This is a genomic window from Streptomyces sp. IBSBF 3136 (assembly GCF_036815105.1).
Lineage (GTDB): Bacteria > Actinomycetota > Actinomycetes > Streptomycetales > Streptomycetaceae > Streptomyces.
In genome coordinates, this window is sequence record NZ_JAJSZC010000450.1 from 1 (window position 1) to 1465 (window position 1465).

Here is a 1465-nt window from a genome sequence, read left to right on the forward strand (position 1 = left end):
CCCCCCCCCCCCCCCCCCCCCCCCCCCCCCCCCCCCCCCCCCCCCCCCCCCCGGATGATCTCTTCAGGGGAGTCGATTCCATGTACGACTACGACCTGCTGGTCGTGGGTTCGGCCAACGCCGACCTGGTGATCGGCGTCGAGCGGCGGCCGGCCGCCGGCGAGACCGTGCTCGGCGGTGACCTGGCCGTCCACCCGGGCGGCAAGGGCGGCAACCAGGCGGTCGCCGCGGCCCGGCTCGGAGCCCGTACGGCGCTGCTGGCCCGGGTCGGCGACGACGCGCACGGCCGGCTGCTGCTGGACGCGCAGCGGGCGGCCGGGGTGGACACGGCGGGCGTGCTGGTGGGCGGGGCGCCCACCGGGGTCGCCCTCATCACCGTGGACCCCTCCGGGGACAACAGCATCGTGGTGTCGCCCGGCGCCAACGCCCGGCTCACCCCGGCGGACGTCCGCGCGGCCGCGGACCTGGTCCGTGCCTCGCGGGTGGTGTCGGCGCAGCTGGAGATCCCGCTGGAGACGGTCGTGGAGGTCGTACGGAACCTGTCCCCGGACAGCCGCTTCGTACTCAACCCCTCCCCGCCGCGCCCGCTGCCCGACGAGGTCCTGGCCGTCTGCGACCCGCTGATCGTGAACGAGCACGAGGCCCGGGTCGTGCTCGGTGAATCGTGCGGGAGCGAGGACCCGGCGGACTGGGCCCGGCTGCTGTCGGCCAGGGGGCCGCGCTCGGTGGTGGTGACCCTGGGGGCGGCGGGCGCGCTGGTGTGCGACGGCTCGGGGGTGAGCCGGGTGCCCGCGCCGAAGGTGGACGCGGTCGACACCACCGGCGCCGGTGACGCGTTCACGGCCGCGCTGGCCGTCGGGCTCGGCTCCGGCGCCGCCCTCGCCGACGCGGCGGCCCACGCGGCCCGGGTCGGCGCGGTGGCGGTGACCCGCCGGGGCGCGCAGGAGTCGTACCCGACGCTCGGGGAGGTCGAGGCGCTGTGAGGAGGGCGGGCATCCTCAACCGGCATCTGGCGGGTGCGCTGGCCGAACTGGGGCACGGGCACGAGGTGCTGGTGTGCGACGCGGGCATGCCGGTGCCGGACGGGCCGCGCGTCGTCGACCTGGCCTTCCGCGCCGGTGTTCCGTCCTTCGCCGAGGTGCTGGACGGGCTGCTGGCGGAGCTGGTGGTGGAGGGCGCCACGGCGGCCGACGAGGTCAGGGACGCCAACCCGGCGGCGGCCCGGCTGCTGGCCGAGCGGATCCCCGGCCTGACGCACGTACCGCACGAGCGGCTCAAGGAACTGTCGGCACGGGCGCGCCTGGTGGTGCGCACCGGGGAGGCCAGGCCGTACGCCAACGTGCTGCTGCGGTGCGGGGTGTTCTTCTAGCGCGCGTCGGGGGGGGGGGGGCCGCCCCCCCCCGGGGGGGGGGGGGGGGCGGCCCGCCGGGGGGGCGCCCCCCCCCCGCGCGCCCCCACCGCAACA

General features: G+C 78.2%; 2 protein-coding genes. Both read left to right on the forward strand.

What is annotated here, in order from left to right; genetic code table 11:
• Positions 1-80: 80 nt before the first annotated feature.
• Positions 81-983: a ribokinase gene (locus V7E45_RS40095; protein ID WP_333779220.1), complete on the forward strand. Its 903-nt coding sequence runs from the start codon at positions 81-83 to the stop codon at positions 981-983.
• Positions 980-1369, forward strand: coding sequence for a D-ribose pyranase (gene rbsD / locus V7E45_RS40100; protein WP_333779221.1), 390 nt, complete (start codon positions 980-982; stop codon positions 1367-1369). The genes V7E45_RS40095 and rbsD overlap by 4 nt, the downstream gene beginning before the upstream one ends.
• Positions 1370-1465 lie beyond the last annotated feature (96 nt).